Genomic DNA, 15,318 nt, shown 5'->3' on the forward strand with positions numbered 1-15,318 from the left:
AAAAAACCTCAGGATCATTCACCCTGTCCGGAAGGGCGGCCGTGGAGCAAAATGACGCCGCTACGCTAGAGCTGCACCTCCTCCTCATTAAAGCAGGAATTCACGTGATTAACCGCCTCTGGCGCGCAAAGCAAATTCGCCCAAAATCAAGGGGCTTCATTCGGCCGTGAAGCTTGTGTGGGCCAACCCGTGATTAGTCACGCCTTGCATCTAAGCTCTGGACCATTCGAGTCTGAGGGCGGAGAGAAGGTTTTGGTGACCAAATACGGGTGATCATGGCGCCTATCTTCTGTACTTGCAGATAGAGCGCCGGCACGAAGACGAGCGACAGCGCCGTCGAGGCGACCAGTCCGCCGATGACGAAGATCGCCATGGGAGCGCGGAATGCGCCGCCATCGCCAGTTCCGAAGGCGACGGGCATCATGCCGGCAACCATGGCAACAGTGGTCATGACAATCGGCCGGAGTCGCCGCTCGGCAGCCAGGACAACGGCCTCTCGGGGCTCCTCGCCCGCCTCGATTATCCGACTGGCCAGATCCACGATCAGAATGGCATTTTTAGCGACGATGCCCATAAGCATAAGAGCTCCGATCAAGACTGGCATAGTCACGCCATGGCCAGTCGCGGCGAGCGCGATGAGCCCGCCGGACAGCGCCAGCGGTAGCGACAGAAGGATTGTCAACGGTTGAAACGGACTACCGAAGAGAACGAAGAGAATGACAAAAACGCAGGTCGAGCCGAGAATGCTCGCGTCAACAAAGCTCGCAAAAAAATCTTCCATCGAGCGCGTTTCCCCGGCCGTTTGCAGGATTACACCGGCCGGTAGCGGATGTTGTTCAATCAGTGACTTCACGAGCGCGAGCGCCGTCCCCGGCGAGGCGCCCGCAGCAAGATCGGCGTTGAGTTCGATCCGGCGCAATCCGTCCTGGCGAAGGATCTGGCCGGGTCCATAAGCTGTCGCGATGCGTGCAACTGCCCCCAAGGGAACCACCTTCCCGTCTCCTGTTCGCAGGGGAATGGTCTCGACCACCGACAGTTCATTGGCCGATTTTGCGGCCTCAACCCGAACGGGGACGCTCCGGCCATCGATCTGGAAGGAGCCGAGTTCCCGATCCCTGTCGCCCATCGTTGCAACGCGCACCGCATTCGACAGCGAATGCAGGTCGACACCCAAGGAGGCGGCAAGATCAAGGTCCGGGATGATTTGGAGCTCCGGCCTGTGCGCAGCGCCGAAGGATGAGACATGACCGACTGAGGGGATGGTTGCCATTGAGGATGCAAGCCAATCGGATGCGCGCTCCAGTGCCGCCGCGTCCTCTGACAGCAACGAGACGGAAAACTGCCGCCCGCCCGTCAGCCCAAGTTGATTGACCCCGATGTCGGCAACCGATGTTAGTTTCCGGGCGATATTGGAGGCGATGACCTGTCGCGTTTGTGCGCGATCGGCAGGGTCGGTGAGTTCAATCTGGATGGAGAAGGCCTGTCGGGTTGCGACGCGGCCAGCGGGGGCAGATCTGTAAGCGTAAACATGCGTGACATTTTCATCAGCGGCGAGCAACCTGGTCACTTCGCCAGATTTCTCCCGCATGGAGGCGTTGCTCGTGCCGCCCGCCATCTCGACCGTAAATCGCAGTTGTGTCCCGTCCTCTTCCGGAATGAAGCCCCGTGTCAGGCCGGGCAGGACGAAAAAGGCAGTCCATGCAAGGGAAGCAATGCCGAGAGCAATCGTGATGACGGACATGTCAAGCGTCATGGCGCGGCGAGGCAAGCCCGCTCTTGATCGTCCAAGTGGAATGCGGTGGCGGCCGGTCGCAAATCTCAGCAGTCGGGAGTAGCCGCTGGCAGGCAAGGCGGAGTTGCGTAGAGCGGGCGCCCTCGGCCGGAGCATTCTCGAGGCGAGAAGCGGCGTCATGAGACGGGCAACGAGCAGAGACGCCACCGTTGCCGCTGCTACCGTCATGCCGAACTCGCGAAAATATTGACCGGGCATGCCGCCGATCATCGCAAGCGGCGCAAAGACGGCAACGATCGTCAATGAGATCGCAATAACGGAGCTGCCGATTTCGTCCGTTGCATCGATAACCGCCTGAAACGGGGGCTTCCCCATTTCCAGATGCCGGGCCGTGTTCTCGATTTCTACGATGGTGTCATCGACAAGCAGGCCGATCGCCAACGTCAATCCGAGCAGCGAGACGAGGTTTAAGGAGAAGCCGAGCGCCTCCATCACGAAGAATGTCGGAATCACGGCAAGCGGTAGGCTGATTGCTGCGATCGTGACCGAACGCCAATCTCTCAGGAAGAGAAACAGCACCGCAATCGTGCAGACCGCGCCTTCGATCATGCCACTCACGGTGCTTGCAACATTGTTGCGGGTGTAGCTGGCATTCTCGTCCAGCAAGGTGAACTGCAAGCGCGTGTCTTCAGCGGCGAAATTGTCAATCGCCGCGCGGATGCGGGTGAATGTTTCGACCTCGTTTGCCCCTTTCTCCGTGAAAAAGGAGAGAGCCAGGATGGGTTCCCCGTTTAGTTGGGCGAAGCCGTTGGCCTCGGCCCAGCCATCTTCGATCCGGGCGATATCCGAAAGCCTCAGAATGGAACCGTTGGCATCCGGCAATACGACGTTGGCGAGTGCGGCAAAGGCCGAAGGCGCCGATACCGTTCTTATTGGCCGATCGATGTCATTGGCGGACGCGATGCCCGCGGGGGAATTGGTGATCGCAGTGCGAAGCGCGGCGCTTATGGCACCAGTCGACAACCCGCGTGCGAGCATCTCGTCAGGGTCGAGCCAGACCCGAACCTCACGGTCGTCACCGCCTCTAAGGACGACCTTTCCAACGCCACGAATTCGCTCGAACCGGCGCAGGACATCATCGCTAAGCAAGCGGTTGAGCGCCTGGAGAGACATTGTGTTCGACTGCACGGCGAAGGTCGCAATGGCGATCTCCCGCAAGTTTGATATCTCGATCGCCGGCTCTTCGACCGCCGCTGGAAGGTCGCCTCGAATCGAACGGATAGCGCGATCGGTACGCTCGAGCGCCAACTGTGGGTCAATGCCGCTATCGAACTCCACGTTGAAGGTCACAGCGCCATCCTCGATCGTAGTATCAAGGCGACGGATACCTTGAAGTCTCAGCAAGGCATCTTCGGATTTCTGCGCAACGTCATATTCGAGATCGCTGGCCGAGGCAGCTTGCTGCCGAAGCACGACCTTGACGATTGGAGATTCCATTTCGGGAAAACGGCTGATCGGCAAGGCACGCAGCGACAGAAGGCCGATCACGACGAGAAGAACAAAAATCGCAATGCTGTAGGCGGGCCTTTCGATCGACCAGCGGGAAAGGTTGAACGACATGAGCAACCTCACTTGCTCGAGGCGAGAACGGAAGCGACGGGCACCTGTCGCACCCGCATACCCGCCTGGACGATTCCGCTTGCACGCAGCACGACATGCTCGCCCTCGCGCAAACCTGACAGGATCTGGATCTGCTCAGCAGTCTGCTCCCCGGTCACCACGCTTCGCCTTTCAACGACACCTGAGGTCACCACATCCACCTGCGCTCCTTCAGGCGCTTGACGGACGGCAGCGAGAGGCAGGACAAGCGACCTTCCTTCGACATAAGGCAGCTCAGCGCGCGCGAAGGCGCCAATCTTCAAAACATCGGATTGGGGAAGGGCGATGCGAAGGCGCGCCATCCTGGTGGACGGATCAACGCTGGGCGCGATGTGCCGCAGCGTGCCAGAAACGGCTGTGCCCATACCTTGAACCGTGACGACGACAGGCGAATCAGTTTGAACACGCCCGACAAGACGCATTGGCGCCATGGCCTCGAACTCGACGAGACCATCTCTGACAAGCCGGAATAGCGGCGCGTCGGCGGAGGCGATGTCGCCGAGCCTTGCGATCCGCTCGGTGACGATGCCGGTGGCGGGCGCCCTGATCCGGTTCTTTTCGAGGCGGGTCATCAGCTCTCGGCGTTTGACGTAGGCAATCGCGCGTTCTGCGACGGCAACCCGTCTCGTTTGCTGCGCGGTCCTCAGCTTGGCTTTGGCTACCTTCACGTCGGCCTCGCGCTGCTCGAGCGCGTCAAGTGATGTCACCCCACTGCGTGATAGCGGCTGGGCCCTTTCGAGTGCCTTGCGGGCCAGGTCCAAATTGGCCTCTTCCAGCGCGATCGAGCTTTCGCTTTGGAGGAGGAGGGCGCTCGCGCGCTCGATCTCGACCTCGTTCATCGAGACAGCGATTTCATCGAGATCGGACGCCAGGAGGGCGAGTATCTGCCCTTCATGGACTTGATCGCCTTCTTCCACGAGGACCGCCTGAATTCTCGCGTGTTGGCTCTCGGTTCCAACCGACACCTCCTCACGCGCCACAAGCGATCCAGAGACGATCGTGCGCGTCTCGAGACGCCGGGTTTCGGCCGTGACCGTTGTGACGGTCGGCGCGTTGTCGGCATTTGAAACGAGGCCTATATCCGAGACAAGTTTCGGCGAACCCGCCCCCAAACGCGACTTTCCGACAAGAAGGGGACTGACGAGCACGGCGGCGGCAATCGCCGCAAGCGCGATCGCCGATGCCATTTTCCGCAGCCAGGCGACGCAACCTTGCACGGTGGCGTCGAGCCGAGATTTATTCGTCCATCGCCGTCTTCCGTTCATGACGGTGCCCTCTACGCCAAGGTGGCACTCGCAATCGCAGCGCGGTCGCCACCGGTGGAACAGTTGCTCATGGCCAAGAGGGTGCGACAGCCGGCGCAGATGGCCGGTTCCTTTGGCTGCCAAGCCGGTATCGGTACCCTTGTCGGCTGCTTTCTGATCCCCGAAGCGCGAGCGAGCCCCATCTGCTCCCAAACCTCGTCCAGGGCCGCGACCAGCCGATCGATGTCTGCCCGGCTATGGAGGGGCGAAGGGGTGATGCGCAGCCTTTCTGTGCCGCGGGGAACGGTTGGGTAGTTGATCGGCTGGATATAGATGTCGAAATCGTCGAGCAGCAGATTGGCGACGGTCCGGCATTTCACGGGATCGCCGACCATTACCGGCACGATGTGGCTGGGGTTGGCGAGGTGCGGAATGCCCCGTTCGTCGAGGCGCTCGCGCAGCATCCGAACGTGACGCTGTTGAGCTTCCCGTTCCCGTTGGCTCTCCTTCAGGTGCCGTACGGAGGCAAGAGCTCCGGCCGCAAGCATCGGCGGAAGCGCCGTCGTGAAGATGAAGCCGGAGGCGAAGGATCTGACGAAGTCGACCACCGGAGCGCTGGATGCGATGTATCCCCCAACGACCCCGAATGCCTTGCCGAGCGTGCCCTGGATGATTGTCAGACGATTCATCACCCCGTCACGCTCTGCGATCCCTGCACCATGCCGGCCGTAGAGGCCGACGGCATGGACTTCGTCCAGGTAGGTCATGGCGTCATACTGTTCAGCCACGTCACACAGTTCCGCGATCGGCGCGATGTCGCCGTCCATGGAATAGACGGACTCGAAGGCGACCAGCTTTGCGCGGCCGGGTTCGACTTCGCGCAGAGAGCGTGCCAGATCCTCTGGGCTGTTGTGCTTGAAGATCCGGTAGTCGGCCCGGGAGTGACGAATGCCTTCGATCATGGAGGCATGGTTGCCGGAGTCGGACAGGACGACACAGTTCGGCAGCTTCGCCGCAAGGGTAGAAAGGGCCGCCCAGTTGGAGACGTAGCCCGACGTAAACAGCAGAGCGGCCTCCTTGCCATGGAGGTCGGCCAATTCGCGCTCCAGCAGGACGTGACTATGGTTGGTGCCGGCGATGTTGCGCGTGCCGCCGGCGCCGGTGCCGCACAGGTCGATCGAACGATGCATGGCTTGCCGAACCTTGTCGTTCTGCCCCATGCCGAGATAGTCGTTGGAACACCAGACAATGACATCACGGACGCGCTCGCCATCATGATAGCGGGCGCGCGGAAAGGCGCCCGCCACTCTTTCTATGTCGGCAAAGACGCGATAGCGCCCTTCCTGACGTAGCCCATCCAGGGCGTTGGTGAAGAACGCACGATAGTCCATTGCCCCCTCCTTGGTCGGATCCCAATCCTCGGTACGAGGTTCCGACTTGATTCCACCTTGTATGGTAAGGGAGTTCACGGGCTGTCAGGGACCTACTTAGGTTGAACGAAGTTTGCGACGTAGGTGCCGTTGGACTGGACGAAAGTCCCATAGTTTCCTGCGACCTTTGTAGTTGGTCTCGGAGACGCCCCCTCAAATATGGGCTCTGTCTCCAACCGGCAGCCGGAGGTGCGTGCGGACCACCCGTTTTGGGCTGGCAAGAGTGCCAACGGACCGCGCTTACACCGTTCCGTGGCTTGCCTTTTTCTCTGCGCCTCTAGCTACCACCTGATCGTGTTTCAGGAATGATTTTGTGGAGAGGGTGATGTCTGTTCCGGACGATCAGGTTCTAACGCTGCAAGTTGCCAACATGAGGCCACAGGACGCCGGAGCGAGCATCGCGCGGCTATCCGCTACGGCAATGAATAAGGTTGGCGTGCGCGAGGGCGATCTCATCGAGTTGATAGGCAAGCGTCACACGGCCGCTATTGCGATGCAGCCTTACCCGGATGACGAAGGGCTCAACATTGTGCGCCTCGATGGCTTGCAGAGGGTCAATGCAGGTGCGACGAGCGGCGATCACATCGAGGTTCGCAAGGTCGAGGCGAGGGCGGCCGCCAAGGTCGTGCTCGCGCCCGCGCAGAAAAATCTCGTTCTCCAGGGCTCCGGCGAGGCATTGCAGCGAACGTTTCTGCATCGGCCCATGGTCGCAGGCGACGTCATCTCGACCTCCGTCCAGCAGCGCGCAAGCGGACGAGATCCGCGGGATCAGGCGTTGCGAAACCTTCTCGATCTGCCGGCATACGGCCTCCAAGAAATCAGGCTCGTGGTCGTGTCGACGCAGCCGCGCGGCATCGTCCAGATGACTGAGCAAACCGTCGTTGAGCTTCGCCCGCAGTTCGAAGAGCCGAAGGAAGCACGCAGGGCAGACGTTACCTACGACGATATTGGCGGTTTGGGGTCTTCTGTGGACCAAGTCCGGGAGATGGTCGAGTTGCCATTGCGCCATCCTGAACTGTTTCAGCGGCTCGGGATCGATCCGCCGAAGGGTGTTCTTCTTTACGGCCCTCCAGGGACCGGCAAAACGCTGCTTGCGCGAGCCGTTGCCAACGAAACGGAAGCCAACTTCTACCATATCGCCGGCCCGGAAATCATGGGCAGCCGATACGGTGAGTCCGAGGAGCGGCTGAGGCAGGTGTTCCAAGAGGCGTCGCAAAACGCGCCGTCGATCATCTTCATCGACGAAATCGATTCCATCGCCCCAAAACGCGAGCAAGTCACCGGCGAAGTGGAGCGGCGCATCGTTGCTCAACTATTGACCCTGATGGATGGGTTGGAGCCGCGGCAGAACATCGTGGTGATCGGCGCGACCAACAGGCGCGATGCTATCGACGAAGCGCTTCGTCGGCCGGGGCGCTTTGACCGCGAAATCGTCATTGGTGTGCCGGATCAGAATGGAAGGCGGGAGGTTCTTGCCATCCATACAAGAGGAATGCCGCTCGCTGAAAACACCGACATGGATGAGATCGCCCGGACGACCTACGGCTTTGTCGGTGCCGATCTCGGTGCATTGGTACGCGAGGCGGCCATGGACGCGTTGCGGCGCGTTCTGCCGGACATCAATCTGAGGGATGGCATCCCCGCCGAGGTCCTCGAAAGACTCACGGTATCGCAAGATGATTTCATGTCCGCAATGAAGCGCATACAGCCATCGGCATTGCGCGAAATCATGATCCAGGCCCCCAATGTCCGGTGGGAGGATGTTGGCGGCCTTGATGAAGCGCAAATGAGGCTGAGAGAAGGGGTGGAACTGCCGCTTCGATCTCCCCAGTCGTTCAAGCGCATGGGCATCCGTCCGGCGAAGGGCTTCCTGCTATTCGGACCGCCCGGAACGGGCAAGACACTTCTTGCGAAGGCGGTCGCTCGCGAGGCCGAGGCCAATTTTGTCGCAACCAAATCGTCCGATCTCCTGTCTAAATGGTACGGCGAATCCGAGCAGCAGGTGTCCCGCCTTTTCGAACGCGCCAGACAGGTCGCGCCGACCGTGGTCTTCATCGACGAGATTGACTCGTTGGCACCTGCGAGAGGTGGAGGCTTGGGCGAGCCCGCTGTGACAGAGCGCGTCGTCAATACGCTTCTGGCTGAAATGGACGGCCTCGAAGACATGCAGGGTGTCGTCGTCATGGCTGCCACCAATCGCCCGAACCTGCTTGATCCGGCTCTGCTTCGCCCGGGCCGTTTCGACGAGTTGGTCTATGTTCCCGTTCCCGATGCGAAAGCGAGACGGAAGATCTTGGGCATTCATACGAAGAAGATGCCATTGGCTGGCGACATCGATCTCGACGACCTGGCTGAAAAGACGGAGCGCTTCACCGGAGCCGATTTGGAGGATCTGACGCGGCGGGCAGGGCTGATCGCGCTTCGCCAGTCTCTCGACGCATCGACGGTCACCAACGAGGATTTCACGAGAGCGCTGCAGGAGGTGCGGCCGTCTGTAACGCCGGAGATGGAGCGAGAGTACGAGGAGATGCTGCGCACACTTCGCCAGGAGAATCCGCAGAGAATGCAGATCGGCTTTACAGCTCGGCGACAAGCGGCCGAGTAGCCTGCCGCCTGTCCAGCGGACCGCTTGTTTCGGTTGTCATGCGCGAAGCCATTCCTGGCCAGGCGGATCCATCGGGATCGCTCTTGGAAACTCTGCCTTTGATCTCTACACTTACTCTGTGCTCGGAAGGGCCATGGCGAGGGGAGGGAGGAGCCCGCGTTCGTGAAGCAGCGATTTCGTGTTCTTGTCGGACTCTGCCTTTTGTCGGCTGCTTGCTACGCGGCTATCTCTTCCGGCAGGGAATTCGCGACGCGAAGCTATATGAACGAGGCGTCCTTGCAGGCTGGTTCCGCCTTGCGCCTGGCCGTTTCGGCGCTTGCGGGACATCTGAGCCGATATGAACCGCTGCCTGAATTGATTGCCGATCATGACAATATCAAGCAACTGGTGAACGATCCCGGCAATGAGGCTCTCCGCAGTAGAGCAAACACTTATCTCAAGGAAATCAATAGCCTGCTTGAATCGTCCGACATTTATGTGATGCGGATGAACGGCGATACGATCGCTGCGAGCAACTACGATGGGCCGACCAGCTTCGTGGGGGAGAACTTCAGCTACCGCCCCTACTTTCAAGACGCTGCAAGGGGGAGTCAGGCGCGGTTTTACGCGCTCGGCACGACGTCGTTGAAGCGAGGCTACTACTTCGCCTCTCCCATCCAGGTGAACGGGACCGTACGCGGGGTTATTGTCTTCAAGGTCGACATCGACTCGATCGAGGGGTCGTGGAAGGGCGGTGAGTACAAGATACTGGTGTCCGACCCGGAAGGCATCATCTTCATGACCGGTAGCCCCGAGTGGCTATATTCCTCCGTCCTGCCATTGACAGAGGAGCGCCTGCGACGCACCCAGGCATCGCGCCGCTATGCCGAGGCTGTTCTCAGGCCACTTCCAATTAGCGAGCAGTATGCTGATGGTCATCGGCTGCTTACAGTCGCCGACGGCGCCGCGCCCAGGGAATATCTGACGCTCTCTCACTATATGAGGGATGCCGACTGGACCGTCAGTGTGTTGATGGACACAAGTTCGGTGCATGCGCAGGCGCGGACCATGCTCATCGCAGTGCTGCTTTCAATCGGTCTGATGGGGCTGGTTGTCGCGATCGTGCTGCAGCGTCGCGCCCGGGCGCAGGAGCGGATGCGCATGCAGATCGATGCGCGCAATGAACTTGAGGAGCGCGTGGAGGAGCGGACCGCCGCTCTCGCGCACGTCAATCAGCGCATCGAAGAGGAGATCGCCGAGCGGCGCCTGACTGAACAGAAGCTTCGCCAGACACAGGCGGATCTCATCCAGGCAGGAAAACTTGCTGGCCTCGGACAAATGTCAGCCGCGCTATCGCATGAACTCAACCAACCGCTTGCTGCCGCCAAGACCTATGTGGACAGTGCCGCAATGCTGATTGCGCGCGATCGAGTCGACGAGGCCCGCGATAACCTCTCTCGCATCTCCGGCCTGATAGACCGGATGGCGTCGATAAGCCGACACCTGCGCAATTTTGCGCGCAAACCAAATGAAAAGGTAGGGCCGGTTTCGCTCGCGACTGCGATCGCCGATACGCTCGAAATCGTTTCCGCGCGTTTGAAAGTGGCAGACGCGACACTCGTCATCGACCTCGGCGAACCTTCCGCCGCCGTGCAGGCGGGCTCTGTGCGTCTTCAACAAGTTCTCGTCAATATCATCACCAACGCCGCTGATGCGGTGGAAGGTCTTGATGACCGACGTATCCATGTCGTGGCGGTTCAGGATGGCGCCAAGATGATCCTCACGGTCCGCGATCATGGTCCGGGTGTTTCCCCCGCGATCGCCGAGCGCATCTTCGATCCGTTCTTCAGCACGAAGGGCGTTGGCCGCGGCCTCGGACTGGGCCTGTCGATCTCCTACAATATCATCAAGGATTTCGGTGGCACCCTTTCGGTCAGCAATGCAGAAGACGGGGGCGCCGAGTTCCGTATCGTGCTTGATGCCGCGCCCGTTGTCAGTGAGGCGGCCGAATGAAGGAAGGCCGGATACTCCTGATAGACGACGAAGAGGAGATGCGTCGCTCTTCCGCCCAGGCGCTCAGCCTGTTCGGACTCGACGTCGCGACATTCGCGAGCGCCGAGCCGGTCCTGGAGCGGGTCGGCTATGGCTTCGACGGCGTGGTGATCAGCGACATCCGGATGCCCGGAATGGATGGCATGACTTTGTTGCAGCGCGTCCGCGAAATGGATTCCGAGATACCGGTCATTCTGGTGACGGGACACGCAGATGTGCAGCTCGCCGTCAGCGCCATGCACGCCGGGGTCTATGACTTCGTTGAAAAGCCCTTCGCGGCCCAGCATCTGGTTGGCATCATCCGACGCGCGCTGGATCGGCGCAGTTTGGTTCTCGAGAACAGACGGCTGCGCGCCGTGGCCGGCAAACGCGACGACATCGAGGCGCGCCTGCCGGGACGCACCCAGGCCATGGTGGACCTGCGGTATCGACTGCGTGCAATAGCAGCGACGGATGCCGACACACTGATCATCGGTGAGACGGGCGTCGGCAAGGAGGTGGTAGCCCGTGCGTTGCACGATACCAGCGCCCGCGCAGAAAAGCCGTTCATCGCGATCAATTGCGCTGCGTTGCCGGAGACTCTGATCGAAAGCGAGCTGTTTGGACACGAAGCCGGTGCTTTTCCCGGAGCTCTTCGGCCGCGATACGGCAAGTTCGAGCACGGCCGAGGTGGCACGATCCTGCTCGACGAAATTGGTTCGATGCCGTTCGATCTTCAGGCTAAATTCCTGCGCGTGCTGCAGGAGCGCGTTATCACGCGCCTGGGCTCCAACGAGGCTGTACCGCTCGACGTGCGCTTCATCGCGACGAGCAAGGTTGATCTGGAGATCGAAGTCGCGCAGGGCCGCTTTCGTCCAGACCTTCTTTACCGTCTCAATGTCGCTACTATTCACGTGCCCGCGCTTGCGCAACGACAGGCGGATATTCCGCTTCTGTTTCTCCAGCTTGTTCGAGAGGCGGCCGCCCGCTACGGGCGCAGCGACGTGGAGGTGCGGCCAGAAACGATCAGCAGGATAGGCTCGCGGACCTGGCCGGGCAATGTGCGTGAATTGCGCAACGCCGCCGATCGGCTGGTTCTTGGTCTCGATCTCCAGCCGGAGGACACAGCGGAGCAAAATCAGAAACTCGCAGACAGGGTTGCCGCCTACGAGCGTGGCCTCATTGCCAGTGCGCTTGCCACCCACGGCGGCAGTCTCCGTCCGGTCTATGAGATGCTCGGCGTTTCGCGAAAGACGCTCTACGAGAAGATGCAGAAATACGGGCTTGAAAAAGGCAGGAGCGACGATGAGGACGAAGCGTGAATGGGTGGAAATCCACCCACGATCCCGTTCGTTTGTCCCCTTTCCCACCCGTCTCGTGTGGTATCATGCAGGAAAATGCAAGGAGCTATGCCTCTGCCGGTTGTCCGGCGCACTAGGCGTTCCACAGTGACAGTTCGTGACCGGAGCGGGGGGAGCCGTTCCGGCGGGTTACTGGGAGGATGAAATGAAAATATTGAATGCCTTGCTGGGCGTGACGGCCATCGCTGCCGCTTCGCTCGTTTCCGCATCCGCAATCGCTCAAACCTACCCGGAACGGACGATCACGATGGTCGTCCCGTTTGCCGCTGGCGGCCCGACGGATACTGTGGCCCGTCTGGTTGCCGAGTCGATGTCGAAGGACCTCGGCCAGCAGATCGTCGTTGAAAATGTCGGCGGCGCTGGCGGTACCCTTGGTGCAGGCCGCGTCGCTCAGGCTGATGCAGATGGCTACACGCTGCTCTTGCACCACATCGGCATGGCGACCAGCGCCACGCTCTATCGCAAGCTTGCCTATGACACCCTGAATTCCTTTGAGTATGTGGGCCTTGTGACCGACGTGCCGATGACGATCGTTGCGCGCAAGGATTTTGAGCCGGCCGACCTCAAGGGCCTTGTCGAATACGTCAAGGCCAACAAGGATAGCGTCACCGTTGCGAATGCCGGCATCGGCGCGGCTTCGCACCTGTGTGGCATGATGCTGATGAGCGCAATCCAAACGCCATTGACCACCGTTCCATACAAGGGCACCGGCCCCGCCATGACTGACCTGCTCGGCGGCCAGGTCGACATCATGTGCGACCAGACCACCAACACGACCAAGCAGATCCAGGGCGGCACGATCAAGGCTTACGCTGTCACTTCGCCTGCACGCCTGAAGGTGCTTCCCGATGTACCGACGGCAGTCGAAGCGGGTCTTGCCGACTTCCAGGTCGGCATCTGGCATGGGATCTATGCGCCCAAGGGTACACCGATTGCGGTAACCGAGCGGCTGTCGAAATCGCTGCAGGTTGCCCTCAAGGACCCGAACGTTGTGGCCCGCTTCGCCGAACTCGGCACCGACCCATCGCCGGAGGCGGATGCAACGCCGGCCGCCCTCAAGGCTAAACTCGAAGCAGAGATTACCCGCTGGAAGCCGGTGATCGAGGCGGCGGGTCAATACGCCGACTAGCTATGTCGATTGCCGCCCGGAATGGGTTTCGGGCGGCGCGATCGCTGCGGCAGTCGGCCGTGCTTTTCGCGTCGGGACAGCCGGCGAGCCGCGCCACGACCATCGCCAAGGGGGACATATGAAATCGCTGACGTTCGACAGCACCAACGCGCTTTGCGGCACGCTTTTCATCGGGTTGGGCTGCTTCTTCATCTATCAATGTCTTAATCTTGAACTCGGCACCGCCCTGCGAATGGGGCCGGGCTACTTTCCGCTGCTGCTTGCTGTCGTCCTGACGCTTCTTGGCCTGATCGTGCTGATCCAGGCAACACGGGTGCACGGCGAACCATTGGGCCCGATGGCGCTGCGCGGAATGGCTTTCATCCTGCCGGCACCGATCGTCTTTGGATTGACGGTGCGCGGGATGGGCTTCGTACCGTCGCTGTTTCTGGTGTCGCTGGTGGCGGCCTTCGCATCTTCGCGGATGAAGGTGCCGCTGGCGTTGGTGCTTGCGGTCGCGATAACCCTCTTCTCGGTCATTGTCTTCAGCTATGCGCTTGGCTTGCCGTTCGAGCGGTTCGGCCCTTGGGTTCGGTTCTAGGAGGCGGCGATGGATCTTGTCAGCAATCTCGCCTTGGGTTTCAGCACCGCGGCCTCACCAGAAAACCTTCTTTTCTGCCTCATCGGTGTGCTGCTGGGTACGTTGATCGGTGTCTTGCCAGGGATCGGGGCGACTGCGACGATCGCCATGCTGTTGCCGATCACCTTCCAGCTGGAGCCTGTCTCCTCGCTGATCATGCTGGCGGGCATCTACTACGGGGCACAGTATGGCGGCTCGACCACGGCGATCCTCATCAACATGCCCGGCGAGTCCTCCTCGGCGGTGACGGCGATTGACGGCTATCAGATGGCCCGTCGCGGCCGGGCAGGAGCGGCACTGTCGATTGCGGCGCTCGGCTCTTTCTTTGCCGGCACCGTCTCGACCTTCCTCGTCGCGATCTTCGCAATCCCCCTCACCGCACTTGCCCTGAAATTCGGTGCCGCCGAATACTTCTCACTGATGATCGTCGGCCTGGTGTCCTCGGTTGCCCTCGCCCACGGCTCGATTGTCAAAGCTCTCGCCATGGTCGCGCTAGGCCTGCTGCTTGGACTGGTCGGTACGGATATCTATACGGGAACGCCCCGCTTTACCCTCGGCATTCGCGAATATGCCGACGGACTGAATTTCGTTGCCGTTGCCGTTGGCGTGTTCGGTGTTGCGGAAATCCTGCGCAACCTGGAGGGAGAGAAGACCCGCACGGTGCTGATGGCCAAGGTTAGCGGCCTCTGGCCGACGCGCGAGGACTTCAGGCGGATGATCGCCCCGGTTCTGCGTGGCACGGCGATTGGCTCAGCACTCGGGATCCTGCCGGGTGGCGGCGCCATCCTTGCCGCCTTTGCCTCCTACACAGTGGAGAAGCGCATCTCCGACCGCCCGCAGGAGTTCGGTCACGGCGCCATCGCCGGTGTGGCCGGGCCGGAATCGGCCAACAACGCCGGTGCTCAGACCTCATTCATTCCGTTGCTGACGCTGGGCATTCCGGCAAATCCGGTGATGGCGCTGATGGTCGGCGCCATGATCATCCAGGGGATCGTGCCGGGTCCGAATGTGGCCACCGAGCAGCCGGCGCTGTTTTGGGGGATCATCGCATCCATGTGGATCGGCAACCTGATGCTGGTTGTGCTCAACCTGCCCCTGATCGGCCTTTGGGTTAAATTGCTGACAATTCCCTATTACGTACTTTTCCCGATTATCATGGCCTTCTGCTCGATCGGGGTCTACAGCGTTAACAGCAATGTCTACGACCTCTACGCGGTCGCCTTTTTCGGGTTAGCCGGCTACCTGTTGGTCAAATTGCGCTGCGAGCCGGCACCGTTGCTCCTGGGGTTCGTGCTGGGACCATTGCTGGAGGAAAATCTCCGGCGTGCGATGATCCTGTCGCGCGGCGATCCGATGACGTTTGTCACACGTCCAATCAGCGCCATTTTGCTTCTGATCGCCCTTGCCGTCCTGCTGGTGGTGTTCCTGCCTTCGGTGAAGGCGAAGCGTGAGGAGGTTTTCCAGGAAGAAGACTGAACCAACGAAATAGCATCGCGCCGACAAACAGACCGCAACGAGGAGGAATAAGG

General features: G+C 60.6%; 9 protein-coding genes. 6 read left to right on the forward strand and 3 right to left on the reverse strand.

The window, feature by feature from the left end:
* Positions 1 to 193 precede the first annotated feature (193 nt).
* The 3 genes from FHT76_RS22610 to hemA form a co-directional block, all read right to left on the reverse strand.
* The gene (locus FHT76_RS22610) at positions 194 to 3,352 is read right to left on the reverse strand and encodes an efflux RND transporter permease subunit (protein WP_259185891.1); all 3,159 of its coding nucleotides are present in this window, start codon (positions 3,350 to 3,352) and stop codon (positions 194 to 196) included.
* Positions 3,353 to 3,360: 8 nt separating this feature from the next.
* Entirely contained in the window at positions 3,361 to 4,578 is a 1,218-nt protein-coding gene (locus FHT76_RS22615) for an efflux RND transporter periplasmic adaptor subunit (RefSeq protein ID WP_259185892.1), read from the reverse strand.
* Positions 4,579 to 4,667: 89 nt separating this feature from the next.
* Positions 4,668 to 6,026 (reverse strand): 5-aminolevulinate synthase, encoded by a 1,359-nt coding sequence (gene hemA / locus FHT76_RS22620; protein WP_183863110.1) that lies wholly within the window; start codon positions 6,024 to 6,026, stop codon positions 4,668 to 4,670.
* 364 nt (positions 6,027 to 6,390) lie between these two features.
* Here hemA and FHT76_RS22625 point away from each other — a divergent pair, with 364 nt between their 5' ends.
* The 6 genes from FHT76_RS22625 (at position 6,391) to FHT76_RS22650 (ending at position 15,265) form a co-directional block, all read left to right on the forward strand.
* Positions 6,391 to 8,670, forward strand: coding sequence for a CDC48 family AAA ATPase (locus FHT76_RS22625; RefSeq protein WP_183863112.1), 2,280 nt, complete (start codon positions 6,391 to 6,393; stop codon positions 8,668 to 8,670).
* A gap of 162 nt (positions 8,671 to 8,832) precedes the next feature.
* A complete protein-coding gene (locus FHT76_RS22630) occupies positions 8,833 to 10,662 on the forward strand; it encodes a sensor histidine kinase (RefSeq protein WP_259126318.1) in 1,830 nt (609 codons plus the stop codon).
* Positions 10,659 to 12,002 (forward strand): sigma-54 dependent transcriptional regulator, encoded by a 1,344-nt coding sequence (locus tag FHT76_RS22635; protein ID WP_183863113.1) that lies wholly within the window; start codon positions 10,659 to 10,661, stop codon positions 12,000 to 12,002. Before FHT76_RS22630 ends, FHT76_RS22635 begins: the two co-directional genes overlap by 4 nt.
* A 184-nt stretch (positions 12,003 to 12,186) precedes the next feature.
* Entirely contained in the window at positions 12,187 to 13,170 is a 984-nt protein-coding gene (locus FHT76_RS22640) for a tripartite tricarboxylate transporter substrate-binding protein (RefSeq protein ID WP_183863116.1), read from the forward strand.
* Positions 13,171 to 13,288: 118 nt separating this feature from the next.
* Positions 13,289 to 13,750 (forward strand): tripartite tricarboxylate transporter TctB family protein, encoded by a 462-nt coding sequence (locus tag FHT76_RS22645; RefSeq protein WP_183863118.1) that lies wholly within the window; start codon positions 13,289 to 13,291, stop codon positions 13,748 to 13,750.
* Positions 13,751 to 13,759: 9 nt separating this feature from the next.
* The gene (locus tag FHT76_RS22650) at positions 13,760 to 15,265 is read left to right on the forward strand and encodes a tripartite tricarboxylate transporter permease (RefSeq protein WP_016552143.1); all 1,506 of its coding nucleotides are present in this window, start codon (positions 13,760 to 13,762) and stop codon (positions 15,263 to 15,265) included.
* Positions 15,266 to 15,318: the final 53 nt, after the last annotated feature.

The organism is Rhizobium sp. BK176 (genome assembly GCF_024808055.1).

What these genes read in the sequence shown, in the direction of transcription:
- FHT76_RS22610 (WP_259185891.1), bottom strand. Translation starts at nt 3,352, where the DNA reads ATGTCGTTCAACCTTTCCCGCTGGTCGATCGAAAGGCCCGCCTACAGC.
- FHT76_RS22615 (WP_259185892.1), bottom strand. Translation starts at nt 4,578, where the DNA reads ATGGCATCGGCGATCGCGCTTGCGGCGATTGCCGCCGCCGTGCTCGTC.
- hemA (WP_183863110.1), bottom strand. Translation starts at nt 6,026, where the DNA reads ATGGACTATCGTGCGTTCTTCACCAACGCCCTGGATGGGCTACGTCAG.
- FHT76_RS22625 (WP_183863112.1), top strand. Translation starts at nt 6,391, where the DNA reads ATGTCTGTTCCGGACGATCAGGTTCTAACGCTGCAAGTTGCCAACATG.
- FHT76_RS22635 (WP_183863113.1), top strand. Translation starts at nt 10,659, where the DNA reads ATGAAGGAAGGCCGGATACTCCTGATAGACGACGAAGAGGAGATGCGT.
- FHT76_RS22640 (WP_183863116.1), top strand. Translation starts at nt 12,187, where the DNA reads ATGAAAATATTGAATGCCTTGCTGGGCGTGACGGCCATCGCTGCCGCT.
- FHT76_RS22645 (WP_183863118.1), top strand. Translation starts at nt 13,289, where the DNA reads ATGAAATCGCTGACGTTCGACAGCACCAACGCGCTTTGCGGCACGCTT.
- FHT76_RS22650 (WP_016552143.1), top strand. Translation starts at nt 13,760, where the DNA reads ATGGATCTTGTCAGCAATCTCGCCTTGGGTTTCAGCACCGCGGCCTCA.